Annotated in this window: 34 protein-coding genes; all 34 read left to right on the top strand. The window is 69.9% G+C overall.

Going from position 1 to position 20,095, the window contains the following annotated elements:
• Positions 1-64 precede the first annotated feature (64 nt).
• The 34 genes from EUS26_RS11825 (at position 65) to EUS26_RS11660 (ending at position 19,780) form a co-directional block, all read left to right on the top strand.
• Positions 65-682: a histone deacetylase gene (locus tag EUS26_RS11825; RefSeq protein ID WP_130014038.1), complete on the top strand. Its 618-nt coding sequence runs from the start codon at positions 65-67 to the stop codon at positions 680-682.
• A gap of 278 nt (positions 683-960) precedes the next feature.
• A complete protein-coding gene (gene rpsJ, locus EUS26_RS11820) occupies positions 961-1,269 on the top strand; it encodes a 30S ribosomal protein S10 (RefSeq protein WP_006946210.1) in 309 nt (102 codons plus the stop codon).
• Positions 1,270-1,280: 11 nt separating this feature from the next.
• A complete protein-coding gene (gene rplC, locus EUS26_RS11815) occupies positions 1,281-1,952 on the top strand; it encodes a 50S ribosomal protein L3 (RefSeq protein ID WP_202865129.1) in 672 nt (223 codons plus the stop codon).
• Between the two features lie 7 nt (positions 1,953-1,959).
• The gene (gene rplD, locus EUS26_RS11810) at positions 1,960-2,610 is read left to right on the top strand and encodes a 50S ribosomal protein L4 (RefSeq protein ID WP_130014037.1); all 651 of its coding nucleotides are present in this window, start codon (positions 1,960-1,962) and stop codon (positions 2,608-2,610) included.
• 2 nt (positions 2,611-2,612) lie between these two features.
• Entirely contained in the window at positions 2,613-2,915 is a 303-nt protein-coding gene (gene rplW / locus EUS26_RS11805; protein ID WP_058890632.1) for a 50S ribosomal protein L23, read from the top strand.
• 40 nt (positions 2,916-2,955) lie between these two features.
• Positions 2,956-3,792 carry a 50S ribosomal protein L2 gene (gene rplB, locus EUS26_RS11800; protein WP_130014036.1) on the top strand — a complete coding sequence of 279 codons (837 nt, stop codon included), beginning with the start codon at positions 2,956-2,958 and terminating at the stop codon, positions 3,790-3,792.
• A 20-nt stretch (positions 3,793-3,812) separates the two neighbouring features.
• On the top strand, positions 3,813-4,094 hold the full coding sequence (gene rpsS / locus EUS26_RS11795; protein WP_010148667.1) for a 30S ribosomal protein S19: 282 nt from the start codon (positions 3,813-3,815) through the stop codon (positions 4,092-4,094).
• 35 nt (positions 4,095-4,129) lie between these two features.
• On the top strand, positions 4,130-4,495 hold the full coding sequence (gene rplV, locus EUS26_RS11790) for a 50S ribosomal protein L22 (RefSeq protein WP_130014115.1): 366 nt from the start codon (positions 4,130-4,132) through the stop codon (positions 4,493-4,495).
• A complete protein-coding gene (gene rpsC / locus EUS26_RS11785; protein ID WP_130014035.1) occupies positions 4,495-5,343 on the top strand; it encodes a 30S ribosomal protein S3 in 849 nt (282 codons plus the stop codon). Before rplV ends, rpsC begins: the two co-directional genes overlap by 1 nt.
• Complete coding sequence (gene rplP, locus EUS26_RS11780; protein WP_130014034.1) at positions 5,343-5,762, top strand: 50S ribosomal protein L16; 420 nt, start codon at positions 5,343-5,345, stop codon at positions 5,760-5,762. Before rpsC ends, rplP begins: the two co-directional genes overlap by 1 nt.
• Positions 5,762-6,010: a 50S ribosomal protein L29 gene (rpmC, locus tag EUS26_RS11775; RefSeq protein WP_022925300.1), complete on the top strand. Its 249-nt coding sequence runs from the start codon at positions 5,762-5,764 to the stop codon at positions 6,008-6,010. The genes rplP and rpmC overlap by 1 nt, the downstream gene beginning before the upstream one ends.
• A gap of 2 nt (positions 6,011-6,012) precedes the next feature.
• Positions 6,013-6,354, top strand: a complete 342-nt coding sequence (gene rpsQ, locus EUS26_RS17555) for a 30S ribosomal protein S17 (RefSeq protein ID WP_130014033.1) — start codon at positions 6,013-6,015, stop codon at positions 6,352-6,354.
• A 114-nt stretch (positions 6,355-6,468) separates the two neighbouring features.
• Positions 6,469-6,837, top strand: a complete 369-nt coding sequence (gene rplN / locus EUS26_RS11765) for a 50S ribosomal protein L14 (RefSeq protein WP_058890639.1) — start codon at positions 6,469-6,471, stop codon at positions 6,835-6,837.
• A gap of 3 nt (positions 6,838-6,840) precedes the next feature.
• Positions 6,841-7,185, top strand: coding sequence for a 50S ribosomal protein L24 (gene rplX / locus EUS26_RS11760; RefSeq protein WP_058890640.1), 345 nt, complete (start codon positions 6,841-6,843; stop codon positions 7,183-7,185).
• A gap of 2 nt (positions 7,186-7,187) precedes the next feature.
• On the top strand, positions 7,188-7,784 hold the full coding sequence (gene rplE, locus EUS26_RS11755; protein WP_130014032.1) for a 50S ribosomal protein L5: 597 nt from the start codon (positions 7,188-7,190) through the stop codon (positions 7,782-7,784).
• Positions 7,785-7,786: 2 nt separating this feature from the next.
• Positions 7,787-7,972 carry a type Z 30S ribosomal protein S14 gene (locus EUS26_RS11750; RefSeq protein ID WP_009483068.1) on the top strand — a complete coding sequence of 62 codons (186 nt, stop codon included), beginning with the start codon at positions 7,787-7,789 and terminating at the stop codon, positions 7,970-7,972.
• 123 nt (positions 7,973-8,095) lie between these two features.
• Complete coding sequence (rpsH, locus tag EUS26_RS11745) at positions 8,096-8,494, top strand: 30S ribosomal protein S8 (RefSeq protein WP_010148657.1); 399 nt, start codon at positions 8,096-8,098, stop codon at positions 8,492-8,494.
• Between the two features lie 31 nt (positions 8,495-8,525).
• Positions 8,526-9,065 (top strand): 50S ribosomal protein L6, encoded by a 540-nt coding sequence (gene rplF, locus EUS26_RS11740; RefSeq protein ID WP_130014031.1) that lies wholly within the window; start codon positions 8,526-8,528, stop codon positions 9,063-9,065.
• A gap of 3 nt (positions 9,066-9,068) precedes the next feature.
• Entirely contained in the window at positions 9,069-9,443 is a 375-nt protein-coding gene (gene rplR / locus EUS26_RS11735) for a 50S ribosomal protein L18 (protein ID WP_130014030.1), read from the top strand.
• Between the two features lie 36 nt (positions 9,444-9,479).
• Positions 9,480-10,154 carry a 30S ribosomal protein S5 gene (gene rpsE, locus EUS26_RS11730; protein ID WP_130014029.1) on the top strand — a complete coding sequence of 225 codons (675 nt, stop codon included), beginning with the start codon at positions 9,480-9,482 and terminating at the stop codon, positions 10,152-10,154.
• The gene (gene rpmD, locus EUS26_RS11725; RefSeq protein ID WP_010148653.1) at positions 10,154-10,336 is read left to right on the top strand and encodes a 50S ribosomal protein L30; all 183 of its coding nucleotides are present in this window, start codon (positions 10,154-10,156) and stop codon (positions 10,334-10,336) included. Before rpsE ends, rpmD begins: the two co-directional genes overlap by 1 nt.
• A 1-nt stretch (position 10,337) precedes the next feature.
• Positions 10,338-10,808: a 50S ribosomal protein L15 gene (gene rplO / locus EUS26_RS11720; RefSeq protein WP_130014028.1), complete on the top strand. Its 471-nt coding sequence runs from the start codon at positions 10,338-10,340 to the stop codon at positions 10,806-10,808.
• Between the two features lie 171 nt (positions 10,809-10,979).
• Positions 10,980-12,305, top strand: a complete 1,326-nt coding sequence (gene secY / locus EUS26_RS11715; protein ID WP_130014027.1) for a preprotein translocase subunit SecY — start codon at positions 10,980-10,982, stop codon at positions 12,303-12,305.
• Positions 12,305-12,901 (top strand): adenylate kinase, encoded by a 597-nt coding sequence (locus tag EUS26_RS11710; protein ID WP_130014026.1) that lies wholly within the window; start codon positions 12,305-12,307, stop codon positions 12,899-12,901. Before secY ends, EUS26_RS11710 begins: the two co-directional genes overlap by 1 nt.
• Positions 12,901-13,776 carry a type I methionyl aminopeptidase gene (gene map / locus EUS26_RS11705; protein ID WP_130014025.1) on the top strand — a complete coding sequence of 292 codons (876 nt, stop codon included), beginning with the start codon at positions 12,901-12,903 and terminating at the stop codon, positions 13,774-13,776. The genes EUS26_RS11710 and map overlap by 1 nt, the downstream gene beginning before the upstream one ends.
• Before the next feature lie 105 nt (positions 13,777-13,881).
• A complete protein-coding gene (gene infA / locus EUS26_RS11700) occupies positions 13,882-14,103 on the top strand; it encodes a translation initiation factor IF-1 (protein ID WP_022925313.1) in 222 nt (73 codons plus the stop codon).
• 69 nt (positions 14,104-14,172) lie between these two features.
• Positions 14,173-14,286 (top strand): 50S ribosomal protein L36, encoded by a 114-nt coding sequence (rpmJ, locus tag EUS26_RS11695; RefSeq protein ID WP_022925314.1) that lies wholly within the window; start codon positions 14,173-14,175, stop codon positions 14,284-14,286.
• A 216-nt stretch (positions 14,287-14,502) separates the two neighbouring features.
• Positions 14,503-14,880 carry a 30S ribosomal protein S13 gene (rpsM, locus tag EUS26_RS11690; protein ID WP_130014024.1) on the top strand — a complete coding sequence of 126 codons (378 nt, stop codon included), beginning with the start codon at positions 14,503-14,505 and terminating at the stop codon, positions 14,878-14,880.
• Between the two features lie 56 nt (positions 14,881-14,936).
• Positions 14,937-15,344: a 30S ribosomal protein S11 gene (rpsK, locus tag EUS26_RS11685; RefSeq protein WP_058890650.1), complete on the top strand. Its 408-nt coding sequence runs from the start codon at positions 14,937-14,939 to the stop codon at positions 15,342-15,344.
• Between the two features lie 29 nt (positions 15,345-15,373).
• Positions 15,374-15,982, top strand: coding sequence for a 30S ribosomal protein S4 (gene rpsD / locus EUS26_RS11680; RefSeq protein ID WP_130014023.1), 609 nt, complete (start codon positions 15,374-15,376; stop codon positions 15,980-15,982).
• 123 nt (positions 15,983-16,105) lie between these two features.
• Entirely contained in the window at positions 16,106-17,128 is a 1,023-nt protein-coding gene (locus EUS26_RS11675) for a DNA-directed RNA polymerase subunit alpha (RefSeq protein ID WP_130014022.1), read from the top strand.
• 26 nt (positions 17,129-17,154) lie between these two features.
• Entirely contained in the window at positions 17,155-17,832 is a 678-nt protein-coding gene (gene rplQ / locus EUS26_RS11670; protein WP_130014021.1) for a 50S ribosomal protein L17, read from the top strand.
• A gap of 98 nt (positions 17,833-17,930) precedes the next feature.
• Positions 17,931-18,770, top strand: coding sequence for a tRNA pseudouridine(38-40) synthase TruA (gene truA, locus EUS26_RS11665; protein ID WP_130014020.1), 840 nt, complete (start codon positions 17,931-17,933; stop codon positions 18,768-18,770).
• A gap of 17 nt (positions 18,771-18,787) precedes the next feature.
• Positions 18,788-19,780 (top strand): zinc-binding dehydrogenase, encoded by a 993-nt coding sequence (locus tag EUS26_RS11660; RefSeq protein ID WP_130014019.1) that lies wholly within the window; start codon positions 18,788-18,790, stop codon positions 19,778-19,780.
• Positions 19,781-20,095 lie beyond the last annotated feature (315 nt).

Here is a 20,095-nt window from a genome sequence, read left to right as displayed (position 1 = left end):
GGCTGCTCGTATGCCGGGGGAACGGGTGGCGCGGCACGGTCCGGGGCGTGGCAGGCTGGGGCGGGTGAGGATCTGGTATGCGGCGTACGGCTCCAACCTCGACCGGGACCGGTTCCAGCGCTACCTCACCGGGGGAGCGGCGGCCGGCGCCCTGCGGTCGCACACGGGCGCCCGGGACACGGCCGCCCCGACGGGGGACCGCCCCGTGAGCCTCCCCGGACGGCTGCACTTCGGGTGGCGGTCCTCGACCTGGGGTGGCGGGGTGGCCTTCTACGTGCCCGGGGAGGGCGAGGGCACGGTGCGGGCCAGGGCCTACCTGCTCACCGAGGGCCAGTTCGCCGACGTCGCCGCCCAGGAGATGCACCGGGAGACCGGGGGAGGGCTGGACCTCGCCCGCGTCCTGGCCCACGGCTACGACGTCGCCGGCCCCGGGCGGTACGAGACCATCCACCGGGTGGGCACCATCGGGGACCGGGCGGTGCTCACCTTCACCGCCGAGGACCCGGACGCCCTGGGCGGGCTGGCGCCGACCGCCCCGTACCTGCGCACCATGGCCGCAGGGCTTCGGCAGAGCCACGGCCTGGACGACGAGGCCGTCGTGGACTACCTGCGGGAGAGCCCGGTCGTCCGCGGGGCCTGGTCGGCCGGGGAGCTGCGGGAGTGCCTGGCGGCACCGATTTGAGGTATGCCGAGGCCGCATGGCACACTGGACAGGTTGCTTGACGCGCGGCATACACCCATGTGTACGTCGCCGGCCGTCCGGCACGCGCCCCCAGGGCGCGGGCGACGGCAGCGCAAGCCCCGGCCGAGCCGGGCACGGACACCGCCCAGAAAGATCTGAGGATCGCTGGGTGACGTCCGCGGGAGGCGCGACACGCCCGACCGCGGGGGTCGGTGGAAGGCCCGTCGGACCGGACCACGAATGTTCCAGACGGACGACGAGAGAGAGTCAGACAAGCGATGGCGGGACAGAAGATCCGCATCCGGCTGAAGTCGTACGACCACGAGGTCATCGACAGCTCGGCGCGCAAGATCGTTGACACGGTGACCCGTGCCGGCGCCACGGTGGTCGGCCCGGTGCCGCTGCCGACGGAGAAGAACGTCTTCTGCGTCATCCGGTCGCCGCACAAGTACAAGGACAGCCGCGAGCACTTCGAGATGCGAACCCACAAGCGGCTGATCGACATCGTCGACCCCACCCCCAAGGCGGTCGACTCCTTGATGCGTCTCGACCTCCCGGCGGACGTCAACATCGAGATCAAGCTGTGAGTGTGACGACGATGACTACTGCGACCACTGCATCGACCACCCGGCGCACCGTCAAGGGCGTGCTCGGGGAGAAGCTGGGCATGACCCAGGTCTGGGACGCCGAGAACCGCCTCGTGCCGGTCACGGTCATCAAGGCGGGGCCCGCCGTCGTCACCCAGGTCCGCAACGCGGAGACCGACGGGTACGACGCGGTCCAGATCGCGTTCGGTGCGATCGACCCGCGCAAGGTGACCCAGCCGCTCAAGGGGCACTTCGCCAAGGCCGGCGTCACGCCGCGGCGCCACGTCGCCGAGCTGCGCACCGCCGACGCCGCCGACTACGAGCTCGGCCAGGAGATCACCGCGGAGACCTTCGAGGGCGGCCAGAAGGTGGACGTCACCGGCACCACGAAGGGCAAGGGCTTCGCGGGCGTCATGAAGCGGCACGGCTTCTCCGGCGTCGGCGCCTCCCACGGTGCCCACCGCAACCACCGCAAGCCCGGCTCCATCGGTGGCTGCGCCACCCCGGGCCGCGTCTTCAAGGGTCTGCGCATGGCCGGCCGGATGGGCGGCGAGCGCCAGACCACCTCGAACCTGACCGTCCACGCCGTGGACGCGGACAAGGGCCTGCTGCTCATCAAGGGTGCCGTCCCCGGCCCCCGCGGCGGCGTCGTCCTCGTGCGCACGGCCGCGAAGGGTGCGTGAACCTCACATGACCACCATCACCATCACCAAGCCTGCCGGTGGCGACGCCGGCACGGTCGACCTGCCCGCCGAGCTCTTCGACGTGCAGACGAACGTGCCGCTGATCCACCAGGTCGTCGTGGCCCAGCTGGCCGCGGCCCGCCAGGGCACGCACGCCACCAAGACCCGCGGGGACGTCCGCGGTGGTGGCCGCAAGCCGTACCGCCAGAAGGGCACCGGCCGCGCCCGCCAGGGCTCGACGCGCGCCCCGCAGTTCGCCGGCGGTGGCACGGTGCACGGCCCGCAGCCGCGCAGCTACGCCCAGAAGACGCCCAAGAAGATGAAGGCCGCCGCCTTGCGCGGTGCCCTCTCGGACCGGGCTCGCCACGGGCGCATCCACGTGCTGTCCGCGCTGGTCGAGGGGGAGGCCCCCTCCACCCGGACCGCGCGCACGGCCCTGCAGGCGCTCTCGGACCGCCCGAACTTCCTCGTGGTCCTGGACCGCGCCGACGACCTCGGGCTGCGCAGCGTGCGCAACATGCCGGACGTGCACGTGCTGTTCGTCGACCAGCTCAACACCTACGACGTGCTGTGCTCGGACGACGTGGTCTTCACCCAGGCCGCCCTGGACACCTTCATCTCCGGCGTGAGCGCCACGACTGCCGAGGAGACCAAGTGAGCATGAGCACCTTCAGCACCCAGAAGGACCCCCGCGACATCCTGCTGTCGCCGGTCGTGTCGGAGAAGTCGTACGCGCTGCTGGACCAGGGCAAGTACACCTTCCTCGTCGACCCGCGCGCCAACAAGTCGGAGATCAAGAAGGCCGTCGAGGCGATCTTCGACGTCAAGGTTTCCTCGGTCCACACCATGAACCGCCAGGGCAAGGCCCGCCGTACGCGGTTCGGCATGGGCCGGCGCAAGGACACGAAGCGGGCGATCGTCACGCTGCGTGAGGGTTCCATCGACATCTTCGGCACGCTCTGAGCGCCGGGGCACGAGACGAGAAGCTAGAGGACTTTCGAGAATGGCTATTCGCAAGTACAAGCCGACGACGCCGGGCCGACGTGGCTCGAGCGTGGCCGACTTCGTCGAGGTGACCCGGACGACCCCCGAGAAGTCGCTGGTCAAGCCGCTGTCCAAGACCGGTGGTCGCAACGCCTCCGGACGCATCACCACCCGTCACATCGGTGGTGGACACAAGCGCGCCTACCGGGTGATCGACTTCCGTCGCGCGGACAAGGACGGCGTCAACGCCAAGGTCGCCCACATCGAGTACGACCCCAACCGCACGGCCCGCATCGCCCTGCTGCACTACACCGACGGCGAGAAGCGCTACATCATCGCGCCGAACCGCCTCAAGCAGGGTGACACGATCGAGAACGGCCCGTCCGCGGACATTAAGCCGGGCAACAACCTGCCGCTGCGCAACATCCCGGTCGGTACGGTCATCCACGCCATCGAGCTGCGGCCCGGTGGGGGAGCGAAGATCGCCCGCTCGGCCGGCGCCCGCGTGCAGCTCGTCGCCAAGGAGGGAAGCATGGCGCAGCTGCGCATGCCCTCCGGCGAGATCCGCAACGTGGACGCCCGCTGCCGCGCCAGCATCGGCGAGGTCGGCAACGCCGAGCAGAGCAACATCAGCTGGGGCAAGGCCGGCCGCATGAGGTGGAAGGGCAAGCGCCCGACCGTCCGTGGTGTCGTCATGAACCCGGTCGACCACCCGCACGGTGGTGGAGAGGGACGCACCTCCGGTGGCCGCCACCCGGTGAGTCCCTGGGGTCAGCCCGAGGGTCGTACCCGCAAGCCCAACAAGCCCAGCGACAAGCTCATCGTGCGTCGTCGCCGGACCGGCAAGAAGCGCTGAGTTTAGGAGCAGTCCGAAGTATGCCTCGCAGCCTGAAGAAGGGCCCGTTCGTCGACGACCACCTCACCAAGAAGGTGGACGCGCAGAACGAGGCCGGTACCAAGAACGTCATCAAGACCTGGTCCCGCCGGTCGATGATCACCCCCGACATGCTCGGCCACACGCTGGCCGTGCACGACGGCCGCAAGCACGTCCCGGTCTTCGTGACCGAGTCGATGGTCGGCCACAAGCTCGGTGAGTTCGCTCCGACCCGCACGTTCAAGGGTCACGAGAAGGACGACAGGAAGGGTCGCCGCCGATGACGACCACCACGAACACCACGGAAGAAGGATTCGTCATGGAAGCCAGGGCGCAGGCGCGGTACGTCCGCGTGACGCCGATGAAGGCCCGCCGTGTCGTCGACCTCATCCGGGGCAAGAGCGTCCCGGAGGCGCAGGCCCTCATGCGGTTCGCGCCGCAGAGCGCCAGCGAGCCGGTGCTCAAGGTCCTGAACAGCGCGGTCGCCAATGCCCGCCACGCCGCCGACAACAGCGGCTCCGGCATCGACGAGACGCGTCTCGTCGTCGCGTCCGCCTACGTCGACGAGGGCCCGACCATGAAGCGGTTCCGGCCGCGGGCCCAGGGCCGCGCCAGCCGTATCAACAAGCGCACGAGCCACATCACCGTGGTCGTCGCCGAGCAGACCAAGGGAGGTGCCCGCTGATGGGGCAGAAGATCAACCCGAACGGCTACCGCCTGGGCATCACGACCGACCACCGCAGCCGCTGGTTCGCCGACTCCACCAAGGAGGGTCAGCGCTACCGCGACTACGTGAAGGAAGACGTCGCGATCCGCGAGCTGCTCTCCACCGGTATGGACCGCGCCGGCATCTCCAAGGTCGAGATCGAGCGCACCCGCGACCGCGTCCGGGTGGACATCCACACCGCCCGCCCAGGGATCGTCATCGGTCGCCGCGGCGCCGAGGCCGACCGGCTGCGCGGTGCGCTGGAGAAGCTCACCGGCAAGCAGGTCCAGCTGAACATCCTCGAGGTGAAGAACCCCGAGGTGGACGCACAGCTGGTGGCCCAGGGCATCGCCGAGCAGCTGGCGGCCCGGGTGACCTTCCGGCGGGCGATGCGCAAGGGCATGCAGTCTGCCCTGCGCGCCGGCGCCAAGGGCATCCGGATCCAGTGCTCCGGCCGTCTCGGCGGCGCCGAGATGTCGCGCTCGGAGTTCTACCGCGAGGGGCGGGTGCCGCTGCACACGCTGCGCGCCAACATCGACTACGGCCTCTACGAGGCCAAGACGACCTTCGGCCGGATCGGTGTGAAGGTCTGGATCTACAAGGGCGACCTGACCGCCAAGGAGCTGGCCCGCGAGGAGGCCCAGGCCCCCAGCGGGCGCGGCGACCGCCGCGGCCGCGGTGGCCGTGGCGGCCCCGGGGGTGACCGTGGCGAGCGTCGCGGTCGTGCCCCGCGGCGCGACGAGGCGGCGACCTCCGAGCAGGCCACCGCGACGGCGCAGGACGGCTCGGCGACCGCCCCCGCTACCACCGAGGGAGAGCAGTCCTGATGTTGATTCCCCGTCGCGTCAAGCACCGCAAGCAGCACCACCCCGACCGCACCGGCATGGCCAAGGGCGGCACCCAGCTGGCGTTCGGTGACTACGGCATCCAGGCCCTGGCCCCCGCCTACGTCACCAACCGGCAGATCGAGTCCGCGCGTATCGCCATGACCCGCTACATCAAGCGTGGCGGCAAGGTGTGGATCAACATCTACCCGGACCGCCCGCTGACCAAGAAGCCGGCCGAGACCCGCATGGGTTCCGGCAAGGGCTCGCCCGAGTGGTGGGTGGCCAACGTCAAGCCCGGCCGCGTCATGTTCGAGCTGTCGGGTGTGTCCGAGGACGTCGCCCGCGAGGCGCTGCGTCTGGCGATGCACAAGCTGCCCATGAAGACCCGTTTCGTCTCCCGTGAGGGTGGTGACATCTGATGGCTGTCGGTTCCGCGAACCTGACCCCCGAGCAGCTGCGCGGCCTGGAGGACGGTCCTCTGGCCGACGCCCTGGCCGAGGCCAAGAAGGAGCTGTTCAACCTGCGCTTCCAGTCCGCCACCGGGCAGCTGGAGAGCCATGGCCGGCTGCGCGCCGTCCGCAAGGACATCGCGCGCATCTACACCGAGATGCGCGAGCGCGAGCTCGGCATCGGCCGTGAGTCCGACGAGAACGAGAAGGTGGGCTGAGCATGAGCGAGAGCACCCAGACCCCGGCCGGGACGGCCGCCGCACCGGTCCAGGCGCACGAGCCCAGCGAGAGCTCGCTCGGGCACGGCGGCGACCGCAACTACCGCAAGGCCCGTCAGGGCTACGTGGTCAGCGACAAGATGGACAAGACCGTCGTCGTCCAGGTCGAGGACCGTGTCAAGCACGCGCTCTACGGCAAGGTCATCCGCACGACCAACAAGGTCAAGGCGCACGACGAGGACAACGCCGCCGGCGTCGGCGACCGGGTCCTCATCATGGAGACCCGCCCCCTGTCCGCCACCAAGCGGTGGCGGCTGGTGGAGATCCTCGAGAAGGCCAAGTAGGCCCCACCCTCACGTGCGGGGTCCCCGGACCCCGCGACCGAACCCTTTCATCCACGACGTCTGGCCAGGCTCGACCCGTCGGTCGAGAACCAGCCGGCAGTAGGAGATCGAACAGTGATCCAGCAGGAGTCGCGACTGCGCGTCGCCGACAACACCGGTGCCAAGGAGCTCCTGTGCATCCGCGTGCTCGGTGGTTCCGGCCGCCGTTACGCGGGCATCGGGGACACCATCGTGGCGACCGTGAAGGACGCCATCCCCGGCGGCAACGTCAAGAAGGGCGACGTCGTCAAGGCGGTCGTCGTCCGCACCCGCAAGGAGCGCCGTCGCCCGGACGGCAGCTACATCCGTTTCGACGAGAACGCCGCGGTCATCCTCAAGAACGACGGTGACCCCCGCGGTACCCGCATCTTCGGCCCGGTGGGCCGTGAGCTGCGCGACAAGCGATTCATGCGGATCGTCTCGCTCGCGCCGGAGGTGATCTGAGACATGGCGAAGATGAAGATCAAGAAGAACGACCTGGTGCAGGTCATCGCCGGCAAGGACAAGGGCCTGCAGGGCCGCGTCATCGCCGTGCACACCGACACCGGCCGCGTGCTGGTCGAGGGCGTCAACCGCATCACCAAGCACACGCGTGCCGGTGGTCAGCGTGGCGTCAACACCGGAGGCATCCAGGTCCAGGAGGCCCCCATCCACGTGTCCAACGTGATGGTGGTCGACCCGGAGACCAAGAAGCCGACCCGGATCAAGACCCGCGTCGAGCAGGTGGACCGCGATGGCCGCGACAAGACGGTGCGCACCCGCGTGGCGGTGCGCTCGGGTAAGGACCTGTGAGCATGACTGACACCATCAGCGAGACCACCGAGGCCCAGGGCGGCAGCGCCGCCCCGGCCCCGCGCATGAAGACCCGCTACCGGCAGGACATCGTCCCGGCGATGACCGAGCAGTTCGGGTACGCCAACCCGATGCAGGTGCCCGGCCTGGTCAAGATCACCGTCAACATGGGTGTCGGCGAGGCAGCTCGCGACAGCAAGCTCATCGAGGGCGCGATCCGCGACCTGGCGACGATCACCGGCCAGAAGCCGTCGGTGACCAAGGCCCGCAAGTCCATCGCCCAGTTCAAGCTGCGCGAGGGTATGCCGATCGGCGCCCACGTGACGCTGCGCGGCGACCGCATGTGGGAGTTCCTGGACCGGCTGCTCGCCCTGGCGCTGCCGCGGATCCGTGACTTCCGCGGGCTGTCGGCGCGGCAGTTCGACGGCAACGGCAACTACACCTTCGGTCTGGTGGAGCAGTCGATGTTCCACGAGATCGACCAGGACAAGATCGACCGGGTGCGCGGCATGGACATCACCGTCGTGACCACCGCCACGACCGACGACGAGGGTCGGGCGCTGCTCAAGCACCTGGGCTTCCCGTTCAAGGAGAACTGAGCATGGCCAAGACCGCTCTCATCAACAAGGCCAACCGCAAGCCGAAGTTCAAGGTCCGCGCCTACACCCGCTGCCAGCGGTGCGGCCGCCCCCACTCGGTCTACCGCAAGTTCGGCCTGTGCCGGATCTGCCTGCGCGAGATGGCGCACCGTGGCGAGCTGCCCGGTGTCACCAAGTCGAGCTGGTGACGCGGGTCCTTCCACCCGCCCCCCGGCACACCCCTCACTGACGTAACCACCACCTGGAACATCGAAGGTCGCCCCGGGCTCCACGCCCGGGGGGAAACCGCGATGAGAAAGGGCACGAAGCCCATGACCATGACCGACCCGATCGCGGACATGCTGACCCGGATCCGGAACGCCAACTCGGCGCACAAGGACCAGGTCTCCATGCCGTACTCCAAGCTGAAGGCGACCATCGCCGACATCCTCAAGGCCGAGGGCTACATCGCCTCCTGGTCCTCTGCGGACGCCGAGGTGGGCACGACGCTGATCATCGACCTCAAGTACGGCCCCAACCGGGAGCGCTCCATCGCCGGTGTGCGCCGCGTCTCCAAGCCGGGCCTGCGTGTCTACGCGAAGTCCACCAACCTGCCCCGCGTGCTGGGCGGCCTGGGCGTGGCGATCATCTCCACGTCCTCCGGCCTGCTCACCGACCGCCAGGCGGCCGAGAAGGGCGTCGGCGGCGAAGTGCTCGCCTACGTCTGGTGACCCGGAGCAGAAGGTAAGGAGCTTTAGAGAAATGTCTCGTATCGGACGACTCCCCGTCACGGTCCCCTCCGGTGTGGACGTGGCGATCGACGGCTCGACCGTCACGGTCAAGGGCCCGAAGGGCCAGCTCGCGCTCGACGTCGTCGAGCCGATCTCCGTGGCCGCGGGCGAGGACGGCAGGATCGAGGTGACCCGGCCCGACGACGAGCGCGACTCGCGCTCGCGGCACGGTCTCACCCGCAGCCTCATCGCCAACATGGTCGAGGGTGTGACCAACGGTTACACCAAGAAGCTGGAGATCCACGGCACCGGTTACCGCGTGGTGGCCCGGGGCAGCGACCTCGAGTTCGCGCTCGGCTACAGCCACCCCATCCTCATCAAGGCCCCGGAGGGCATCACCTTCCAGGTCGAGAACCCGACGCGGTTCTCGGTCACGGGCATCGACAAGCAGCAGGTCGGCGAGGTCGCCGCGAACATCCGCAAGCTGCGCAAGCCGGACCCCTACAAGGGCAAGGGCGTGCGCTACGAGGGTGAGCGCATCCGCCGCAAGGTCGGAAAGGCTGGTAAGTAAGCCATGGCACAGATCGTCAAGCGCGCCAAGAGCAAGAGCGCAGCACGGGGCCGCCGCCACGTGCGGCTGCGCAAGAAGGTCACCGGCACGACGGAGCGCCCGCGCATCGTCGTCAACCGGTCCTCCCGTCACGTCTTCGTCCAGCTCGTGGACGACACCAGGAGCGCCACCGTGGCCTCCGCCTCCACCATGGAGGCGGACCTGCGAGCCCTCGACGGCGACAAGACCGCCAAGGCCAGGCGGGTCGGCGAGCTCCTCGCCGAGCGCGCCAAGGCCGTGGGCGTCGACGCGGCGGTCTTCGACCGCGGCGGCAACCGTTACGCCGGCCGTGTGGCCGCGATCGCGGAGGGCGCCCGCGAGGGCGGCCTGGCGCTCTGATTCGGACCTGCGAGAACGAGGAAAGAGGACTTTTCGATGGCTGGTGACTTCCAGCGACGTGGAGCCGGGTCCGGTTCCACGTCCGGTGACGCCCGCGACAACCGTCGGGGCAACCGGGACAGCAACAACCGAGACAACCGTGACGGCCGTGGTGGCCGCGGGGGTCGGGACGACGACCGCAACCAGTACCTGGAGCGGGTCGTGACGATCAACCGCGTGGCCAAGGTCGTCAAGGGTGGCCGTCGCTTCAGCTTCACCGCGCTCGTCGTGGTGGGTGACGGCGACGGCACCGTGGGCGTCGGCTACGGCAAGGCCAAGGAGGTGCCCGCGGCGATCTCCAAGGGCGTCGAGGAGGCGAAGAAGAACTTCTTCCGCGTCCCCCGGATCGCCGGCACCATCCCCCACCCGATCCAGGGCGAGGACGCCGCCGGCGTCGTCATGCTCAAGCCGGCCAGCCCCGGTACCGGTGTCATCGCCGGTGGCCCGGTGCGCGCCGTGCTGGAGTGCGCGGGCATCCACGACGTCCTGAGCAAGTCGCTCGGGTCGAGCAACTCCATCAACATCGTGCACGCCACCGTCGCGGCGCTGCGGGGTCTGGAGCAGCCCGAGGCCGTCGCGGCCCGCCGCGGCAAGTCGCTCGAGGAGGTCGCGCCGCACGCCATGCTGAGGGCACGTGCGGAAGCCGCGGCCGAGGCGAAGGCGGGTGCCTGATGGCCAAGCTCAAGGTGACCCAGATCAAGTCCACCGTCGGCACGAAGCACATGCACCGGGAGACCGTCCGGAGCCTGGGCCTCAAGCGGATCGGTGACACCGTCGTCAAGGAGGACCGCCCGGAGTTCCGCGGCATGGTCCGCACGGTCGCCCACCTGGTGACCGTGGAGGAGGTTGACTGAAATGGCCGACAGCACCACCCGTCGTGAGGCGGCCGCGCTGAAGGTGCACCACCTGCGTCCGGCCCCCGGCGCCAAGACCGCGAAGACCCGTGTGGGTCGCGGTGAGGCGTCCAAGGGCAAGAGCGCGGGTCGCGGCACCAAGGGCACGAAGGCCCGGTACCAGGTTCCGGAGACCTTCGAGGGCGGTCAGACGCCGATGCACATGCGGCTGCCCAAGCTGCGGGGCTTCAAGAACCCGTTCAAGGTGACCTACCAGGTCGTCAACCTCGACACCCTGGCCACCCTCTTCCCCGAGGGTGGCACGGTCGGGACCGAGGAGCTCGTCGCCAAGGGCGCGGTCCGCAAGGGCCAGCCCGTCAAGGTGCTCGGCACCGGCGAGGTCTCCGTCAAGCTCGACGTCACCGCCACCCGGTTCTCGGCCTCCGCCAAGGAGAAGATCGAGGCCGCCGGCGGGACCACCACCGAGGCCTGAGGCCCGACCCACCTCGAGTGAGGCCCTGCGTCGCCCCGCGGCGCAGGGCCTCGCTGCTCCCCACCCCCATCACCCGTGGTGTTATCGTCGGGGGCGACTCAAGCTCGCCTCCCCGGGCGCGTCGTCGCCCGCGACGAGCGGCGCCAGGGGGGACCCCACAGGAGGACCTGAATGCTCTCCGCCTTCGTGCGCGCGTTCAAGACGCCTGATCTTCGCAAGAAGATCCTCTTCACGCTCGCGATCATGGCGCTCTACCGGCTCGGGACGCACATCCCCACGCCCGGCGTCGACTACGGCCTGGTGCAGCAGTGCCTCAACACCGCCGAGCTGTCCGGCAACGTGCTGGGCATGGTCAACCTGTTCTCCGGCGGGGCCATGGTGCAGCTGTCGATCTTCGCGCTCGGCATCATGCCGTACATCACCGCGGCGATCATCGTGCAGCTGCTCACCGTCGTCATCCCCCGCTTCGAGCAGCTGAAGAAGGAGGGGCAGGTGGGTCAGACCAAGATGACCCAGTACACCCGCTACCTCACCATCGGGCTCGCGGTGCTGCAGGCGTCCACCCTGGTGACGATCGCGCGGGAGCCGGCGCGGCTCTTCGGAGCCACGTGCACCTCGGTGATGCCGGACGAGAGCATCGGGACGCTGGCGCTCATGGTCCTCACCATGACCGCGGGCACCGGCCTGATCATGTGGCTGGGGGAGCTCATCACCGAGAAGGGCGTGGGCAACGGGATGTCGCTGCTCATCTTCATCTCCATCGCCGCCGGCTTCCCGGCCGCGCTCGGGGCGATCTACCAGAGCTCGGTGACCACCTTCGTGCTCGTCATGCTGCTCGGGCTGGTCATCATGACGCTGGTCGTCTACGTCGAGCAGTGCCAGCGGCGCATCCCGGTGCAGTACGCCAAGCGGATGGTCGGGCGTCGGCAGTACGGCGGGACCTCGACCTACATCCCGCTCAAGCTCAACATGGCCAACGTCATCCCCATCATCTTCGCCAGCTCGATCCTGATGCTGCCCTCGCTGCTGGCCAACTTCAACCGGCCGACCGAGGCAGGGGCCACGGCCCCCGGCTGGGTCAGCTTCATCGACCGCTACCTGTCGATGGGCGCCACCGGGTCCGGCACCCACTGGGTCTACATGCTGCTGTACGCGGCCATGATCATCTTCTTCTGCTTCTTCTACACCTCGGTCACCTTCAACCCGACCGAGGTGGCGGACAACATGAAGCGCTACGGCGGCTTCATCCCCGGCATCCGGGCCGGCCGCCCGACGGCCGAGTACCTCGAGTACGTCATCAACCGCATCACCACCCCCGGTGCGCTCTACCTCGCCGGTCTGGCGGTCATCCCGCTCATCGCGTTCAACGTCATGGGCGTGGCCAACTTCCCGCTCGGCGGCGCCTCGATCCTCATCATCGTCGGGGTCGGGCTGCAGACGGTGAAGCAGATCGAGTCCCAGCTCCAGCAGCACGACTACGAAGGGTTCCTCCGCTGATGCGCCTCATCCTGCTCGGGCCCCCCGGTGCCGGCAAGGGCACCCAGGCCGCCCACGTGTCCACCACCCACGGCGTCCCGGCGATCTCCACCGGCGACATCTTCCGGGCCAACATCCGGGAGGAGACCGACCTCGGGCTCCAGGTCAAGCAGATCACGGCCTCCGGTGGTTACGTGCCCGACGAGATCACGAACGCGATCGTGCGTGACCGGCTGGCCCAGCCCGACGCCGAGCACGGCTTCCTCCTCGACGGCTACCCCCGCACGACCGGACAGGTCGAGGCGCTGGACGAGATGCTGGGCGACGCCGGTCACCAGCTGGACGTCGTGGTCGAGCTGACGGTCGACACCGACGAGGTCGTGCAGCGACTGCTGACCCGGGCCCACGAGCAGGGCCGCGCCGACGACACCGAGGACGTCATCCGGGAGCGGATGCGACTGTACGCCGAGGAGACGGCCCCCCTCTCGGCCCACTACAAGACGCGTGGCCTGCTGCGACGGGTCGACGGCATGGGCGAGGTGGGCGAGGTCACCGCGCGGATCGAGGCGGCCCTGGCGGATGCCGTGGACTCCTCGGACGCCACCGACACCGCCTGATGTCCATCTTCCGTCGTCGTCCCCGGATCGAGACGAAGACGCCCGAGCAGCTGGTCGCCATGCGGCGGGCCGGTCGGGTCGTGGCGGACACCCTGTCCCTGGCCAGGGACAGCGCCGTCGCCGGCACCTCCACCGGGGCGCTCGACGCGCTGGCCGAGGAGGCGATCCGCGGGGCGGGCGCCACACCGAGCTTCCTCGGCTACCACGGGTTCACCGGGAGCCTGTGCATCTCGGTCAACGACGAGGTCGTGCACGGCATCCCGGGGGAGCGGGTGCTCGTCGACGGTGACCTCGTCTCCATCGACTGCGGCGCGATCGTCGAGGGGTGGCACGGGGACGCGGCACTGACCCTGGTCGTCGGGGGCCGTGACCGGGGGAGCGCCGCCGACCTCGCGCTCATGGACGACACGGAGGCCTCGCTCTGGGCGGGCATCGCGGCGCTGCGACCGGGTGGCCGGCTGTATGCCGTGGGGGACGCGGTGGAGGCGTCGGTGGATGCCGCCCTGGAGCACCGTCGCCAGCAGGGTGTCCCGGGGGTCGAGGTCTACGGCATCCTGGAGGACTACACCGGCCACGGGATCGGGCGGGAGATGCACATGGACCCGCACGTCCCCAACTACGGGGTCACCTCGAGCGGCCCGACCGTGCCCTCGGGGGCGACCCTGGCCATCGAGCCGATGGTGACGCTCGGCTCCATCGAGACGCGCACCCTGGCCGACGACTGGACGGTCGTCACCGGCGACGGCAGCCGGGCGGCCCACTGGGAGCACACGGTCGCGGTCACCGACGACGGGCTGTGGGTGCTGACGGCGACGGACGGTGGCGAGGCGGGGCTGGCGGCCGTCGGTGCGCCCTGGGCGCCGCTCGCCGACTGAGCTCCACCCGTCCCGGCGGATTGGCCTTGGGGTTGCCCGTCCCGTAGGATAGTGCGTCGGCCCTGCGTGGGCCGAGTCCAGTGCAATTCAGGGAATGTGGAGGACATGGCGAAGAAGGACGGCGTCATTGAGATCGAGGGCACGGTAGTCGAGGCCCTCCCGAACGCGAACTTCCGGGTCGAGCTCACCAACGGTCACGTGGTGCTGGCTCACATCTCCGGGAAGATGCGGCAGCACTACATCCGGATCCTCCCCGAGGACCGGGTCGTGGTGGAGCTCAGCCCGTACGACCTGACCCGCGGTCGCATCGTCTTCCGTTACCGCTGAGGTCCGCGGCCCCCGGGCCGAGGACCACGCACATCCCGCACAGATCCACTCCACCGAAGGCAGGAAGCCATGAAGGTTCAGCCGAGCGTGAAGAAGATCTGCGACAAGTGCAAGGTGATCCGCCGTCACGGGCGGGTCATGGTGATCTGCGACAACCTGCGCCACAAGCAGCGTCAGGGCTGAGCAGAGCGCCACGAGCCGCGCGCGCGTCGCGTCTTCGATGCGTCGACCACAACTGCATACCGTCACGACCCAGATGACGCAGCACCCGACCCCCGCCGACCGGCGGGACGTCACCTCCGGCCGCGAGAGCCGGGGACCGCGGGCGATCGAGCCCACCAGACGATGCGGACCGGTGCTGCACCAGACTCTCGCACGTACCCCAAGGAGCACTGCCACATGGCACGACTCATCGGTGTCGACCTGCCGCGCGACAAGCGCGTCGAGGTCGCTCTCACCTACATCTTCGGCGTGGGCCGTACCCGCGCCGTCCAGACGCTGGAGGCCACGGGCGTGGACCCGTCGACCCGCGTCAAGGACCTGACGGAAGAGCAGCTGGTCTCTCTGCGCGACCACCTCGAGGGCAGCTTCCGCCTCGAGGGCGACCTCCGCCGCGAGGTCGCCGCCGACATCCGCCGCAAGGTGGAGATCGGCAGCTACCAGGGCCTGCGGCACCGCCGCGGTCTCCCGGTGCACGGTCAGCGCACCAAGACCAACGCGCGGACCCGCAAGGGCCCCAAGCGCACCGTCGCCGGCAAGAAGAAGGCCGGCAAGTAATCCGTCCGGGCGTCACGCCCCGACACCTCAGCTTGCTCTTCCGCTAGGAGAAACACATGCCCCCCAAGAGCCGTCAGGCCACCGGCGCCCGCAAGGTGCGCCGCAAGGAGAAGAAGAACGTCGCCTTCGGGCAGGCTCACATCAAGAGCACGTTCAGCAACACCATCATCTCGATCACCGACCCGACCGGTGCCGTCATCGCCTGGTCCTCCTCGGGCCAGGTCGGCTTCAAGGGGTCGCGCAAGTCGACCCCCTACGCCGCGCAGATGGCCGCCGAGGCCGCCGCGCGCCGCGCGATGGACCACGGCATGAAGAAGGTCGACGTCTTCGTCAAGGGCCCGGGCTCGGGTCGCGAGACCGCGATCCGCTCGCTGACCGCGGCCGGCCTGGAGGTCGGCGCGATCTCCGACGTGACGCCCCAGGCGCACAACGGAGTCCGCCCGCCCAAGAAGCGTCGCAACTGACCGCCCCGGAAGGAACAAGGTAGAACAACATGGCCCGCTACACCGGACCCATCACCAAGAAGTCCCGCCGGCTCAAGGTCGACCTCGTCGGCGGCGACAAGAACTTCGACCTGCGCCCCTTCCCCCCGGGGCAGCACGGCCGCCGCCGCAGCCAGGAGAAGGAGTACCTCACCCAGCTGCAGGAGAAGCAGAAGGCCCGCTTCACCTACGGCGTCATGGAGAAGCAGTTCCGTCGCTACTACGCCGAGGCGGCCCGCCGTCCCGGCAAGACCGGTGCGAACCTGCTCATCATCCTGGAGTCGCGCCTCGACAACGTCGTGTACCGCGCCGGCCTGGCCCGCACCCGTCGCGCCGCCCGCCAGCTGGTGACCCACGGTCACTTCCTGGTCAACGGCACCCGGGTGGACGTGCCCAGCTACCGCGTGGAGCAGTACGACATCATCGAGGTCCGCCCGCAGTCGGTGGAGACCTTCCCCTTCGAGCTGGCCCGCCAGACCTACGGCGACCGTCCGGTCCCGGCCTGGATGAAGGTCGTGCCCGGCTCGCTGAAGATCCTCATCCACCAGCTGCCCACCCGTGAGCAGATCGACACGATCCTCACCGAGCAGCTCATCGTCGAGCTCTACTCGAAGAACTGATCCGGTGGGGCAGCGCCCCACCGCCCCGGACCCGCAGGGTCCGCGCCCGGCATACGGACAGAGGTATGCCGGGCTCCCGCACGCGGCGTCATATAGCGGTCGCCCGTGGAAAGGAAGACACCAGTGCTCATCGCACAGCGCCCCACCCTGACCGAGGACGTCGTCTCGGACACCCGCTCGCGGTTCGCCCTCGAGCCGCTCGAGCCGGGCTTCGGCTACACCCTCGGCAACTCCCTGCGCCGGACCCTGCTGTCCAGCATCCCCGGCGCCTCGCTGACCAGCATCCGGATCGACGGCGTGCTCCACGAGTTCTCCACGATCCCCGGGGTCAAGGAGGACGTGACCGAGGTCATCCTCAACCTGAAGTCCCTGGTCGTGTCCAGCGAGTTCGACGAGCCGGTCGTCATGTACCTGCGCAAGCAGGGTGCCGGTGCCGTCACCGCCGCTGACATCGCCCCGCCGGCCGGCGTGGAGGTCCACAACCCGGACCTGCACATCGCGACGCTCGGCGAGTCCGCCTCCCTGGAGATGGAGATGACGGTCGAGCGCGGCCGTGGCTACGTCTCCGCCCAGCTCAACAAGTCGGGGGAGCAGGAGATCGGCCGGATCCCGGTCGACTCGATCTACTCCCCGGTGCTGGCCGTGACCTACAAGGTCGAGGCGACCCGTGTCGAGCAGCGCACCGACTTCGACCGGCTGGTCATCGATGTCGAGACCAAGAGCTCGATCGCCCCGCGCGACGCCGTGGCCTCGGCGGGCCGCACCCTCGTCGAGCTCTTCGGGCTGGCCCGTGAGCTCAACGTCGAGGCCGAGGGCATCGAGATCGGCCCGTCCGCGGGGGAGGGCGCCCTGGCGTCCGACCTGGCGCTGCCGATCGAGGAGCTGGACCTCACCGTCCGGTCCTACAACTGCCTCAAGCGTGAGGGCATCCACAGCGTCGGCGAGCTCGTCGGACGCAGCGAGGCCGACCTGCTCGACATCCGCAACTTCGGCGCCAAGTCGATCGACGAGGTCAAGGACAAGCTGGCCGAGATGGGCCTGGCCCTCAAGGACAGCCCGCCCGGGTTCGAGGGTGCCGCCGCCTACGAGGACGGCGCGTACGACGACGAGGGCGACGCCGCCTTCGCCGAGGACGAGCAGTACTGAGATACGAGAAGGCTTAAGGAGACCTCATGCCTGCACCCAAGAAGGGTCCGCGCCTCGGTGGCGGTCCGGCGCACGAGCGCCTGATGCTGTCCAACCTGGCGACCGCCCTGTTCGAGCACGACCGGATCACGACCACCGAGGCCAAGGCCAAGCGGCTGCGCCCGCTCGCCGAGCGGCTGGTGACCTTCGCCAAGCGCGGCGACCTGCACAACCGTCGCAAGGTCCTGGCCATCGTCCGGGACAAGGGCGTGGTGCACCGGCTGTTCACCGAGATCGCCCCGGACGTCGCGGAGCGCCAGGGTGGCTACACCCGGATCACCAAGATCGCGCCGCGCAAGGGTGACAACGCCCCGATGGCCGTCATCGAGCTGGTCCGCGAGCCGGTCGCCCGCCAGGCCGTGGTGACCCAGGCCGAGGGTGCCACCAAGCGCTCGGCCAAGGACCGCGAGGCCGCGGCCATCAGCGACGCCGAGCTCGAGGCGGAGGAGCCCACCACGAGCGACGCCGCCGAGGTCGACCAGGCCCAGGCCGAGGTCGAGGCCGCCGACGACGCCGCCGAGCGGGGTGCCGAGCCGGCCGCCGACGGCGAGCTCACCGAGGTCGCCGACAACGAGGCCGCCGACGACACCACCGAGGCCGCGATGGTCTCCGGCGGGGCCGACGACGCGCAGCAGCCGGCGGAGGGCGACGACTCCGCGAAGTGAGCCGTCGCGTCCCGGACGCACCTGAGGGCCGCCCATCCCCCGCGGGGGGTGGGCGGCCCTCGTCGTCCCCTCCTCGTCGAGCAGGGCAGGATGGACGGGTGCGCATCAGGATCGACCTCGCCTACGACGGCACCGACTTCTCCGGTTGGGCCCGCCAGCCGGGGCTGCGCACCGTGGAGGAGACGCTGGCGCAGGGGCTGGGCCGGGTGCTGCGGGTGGAGCCACCGCGGCTGGTGGTCGGGGGGCGGACGGACGCGGGGGTCCATGCCCGGGGGTCGGTCTGTCACCTGGACGTCGCCGACGAGGCGTGGCGTCGCGTCCCGGGCCGGTCCGACCGGGCGCCGGGTGAGGCGCTGGTGACGCGGCTTCGGGGGGTGCTGCCCGACGACGTCGCGGTACGCGCGGCCACGGAGGTGCACCCCGACTTCGACGCGCGCTTCTCGGCCCTGCGGCGGCGCTACAGCTACCGGCTGCAGGACCGGCCGCGCAGCGCCGACCCGCTGCGTCGCCGCGACACGGTCGTGGTGCGGCACCCGCTCGACGTGGAGGCCATGGACCAGGCGGCTCGCCCGCTGGTCGGTCTCCGCGACTTCGCCGCCTTCTGCAAGCCGCGGGAGGGCGCCACGACCGTGCGCACGCTGCTGGAGTTCACCTGGCAGCGCGACGAGGCCGGCGTCGTCGTCGCGACGGTGGTCGCGGACGCCTTCTGCCACAGCATGGTGCGGGCGCTCGTGGGTGCTGTCGTGCCGGTGGGGGAGGGGCGCCGACCCCCGGGCTGGCCGCTGGAGGTCCAGCAGGCCGGGGGCCGTGACCCCGGGGTGCGGGTCATGCCCGCGCACGGTCTCTGCCTGGAGGAGATCACCTACCCCGACACCGAGGAGGGTCAGCGGCGTCGCGGCAGGGAGAGCCGCGCCGTCCGGGAGCCGCGTCCCGGCTGATCTGGTTGTATAGGCGCATGCTGGCCGCCTACGCCCACAGCCTCCACCCGGACGAGCCCCTCAGCGGTCTGGTGGTCGGCCAGCGGCCGGAGCCGGAGGAGCGGCCCGGGTGGCGCGTGCTTCCCGTCGTGGCCGCCGGCCTCAACCACCACGACCTGTGGTCGCTGCGCGGGGTGGGCCTGGCCACGGAGCAGCTGCCGATGATCCTCGGGTGCGACGCCGTGGCGGAGCACCCGGAGCTGGGGGAGGTGGTCGTCCACCCGGTGGTGACCGGTACCCCCGCCTGGGAGGGGGATCCCACGCTCGACCCGCGTCGCACCCTGCTGTCCGAGCACCACCAGGGGACGCTGGCCGAGTGGGTGTGCGTGCCAGAGGGCTCCTGGGTGCCGCGCCCCGGGCACCTGAGCGCGGTGGAGGCGGCGGCCCTGTGCACCTCGTGGCTGACGGCCTACCGGATGCTCTTCACCCAGGCGCAGGTCCGGCCGGGGGACACCGTGCTGGTGCAGGGGGCCGGGGGTGGCGTGGCGACCGCGCTCATCCAGCTGGGGAGTGCCGCCGGACTCACGGTGTGGGCGACGAGCCGCTCGGAGGCCAAGCGGGCGCGCGCTGCGGACCTGGGGGCGGCGGCGACCTTCGAGACGGGTGAACGGCTGCCCGGTCGGGTGGACGCCGTCCTCGACAGCGTGGGCGCGGCCACGTGGTCGCACTCGGTCAACGCCCTGCGGCCGGGCGGCACCGTGGTCGTCTGCGGCGCCACCTCGGGGGACGCGCCGCAGAAGGCCGAGCTCACCAAGATCTTCTTCAAGCAGCTGCGCGTGCAGGGCTCCACGATGGGCAGCCGGGCGGAGCTGTCGGGTCTGTGCCGGTTCGTCTCCCGCGAGGGTCTGCGGCCGGCCATGGACGAGGTGTTCCCCCTGGCGCGCACGGACCACGCCCTGGCGCGGATGTCTGCAGGTGAGAGCAGCGGACAGGTGGGCATCCAGGTCCGTCAGGCGGCGGCGCGGGAGTGAGTTTGCACCCTGCGCCGAGGGGCGTGTAGAGTCGTACCTCGCGGCCGACGCAAGAGCGGAGGACGCGCCAGCACAACCGCACCATCCCCGCACACGATCACGTCCACGGATGTGACACCGGGGTCGGAGATGAGGTAGGCTGGAGAGGTTGCCCCGAGCGGGTAAGGACCGACCAGGTCTGGACCGCAGGTGTGTGTCCGATTCTTGAGAACTCAACAGCGTGTTTGTTTTTTGATGCCATGTTTTGTTTGCCATGGCTGGTGCCCGCCCCCGGGTGCTGGTTGTGGTTTTTGTTGGGATCGTTATCTGTTCGGT

This window comes from Serinicoccus sediminis, assembly GCF_004153545.1.
Lineage (GTDB): Bacteria > Actinomycetota > Actinomycetes > Actinomycetales > Dermatophilaceae > Ornithinicoccus > Ornithinicoccus sediminis_A.
The sequence above is the reverse complement of the archived record's forward strand: the minus strand, read 5'-3'. Positions and strand labels throughout refer to the sequence as shown.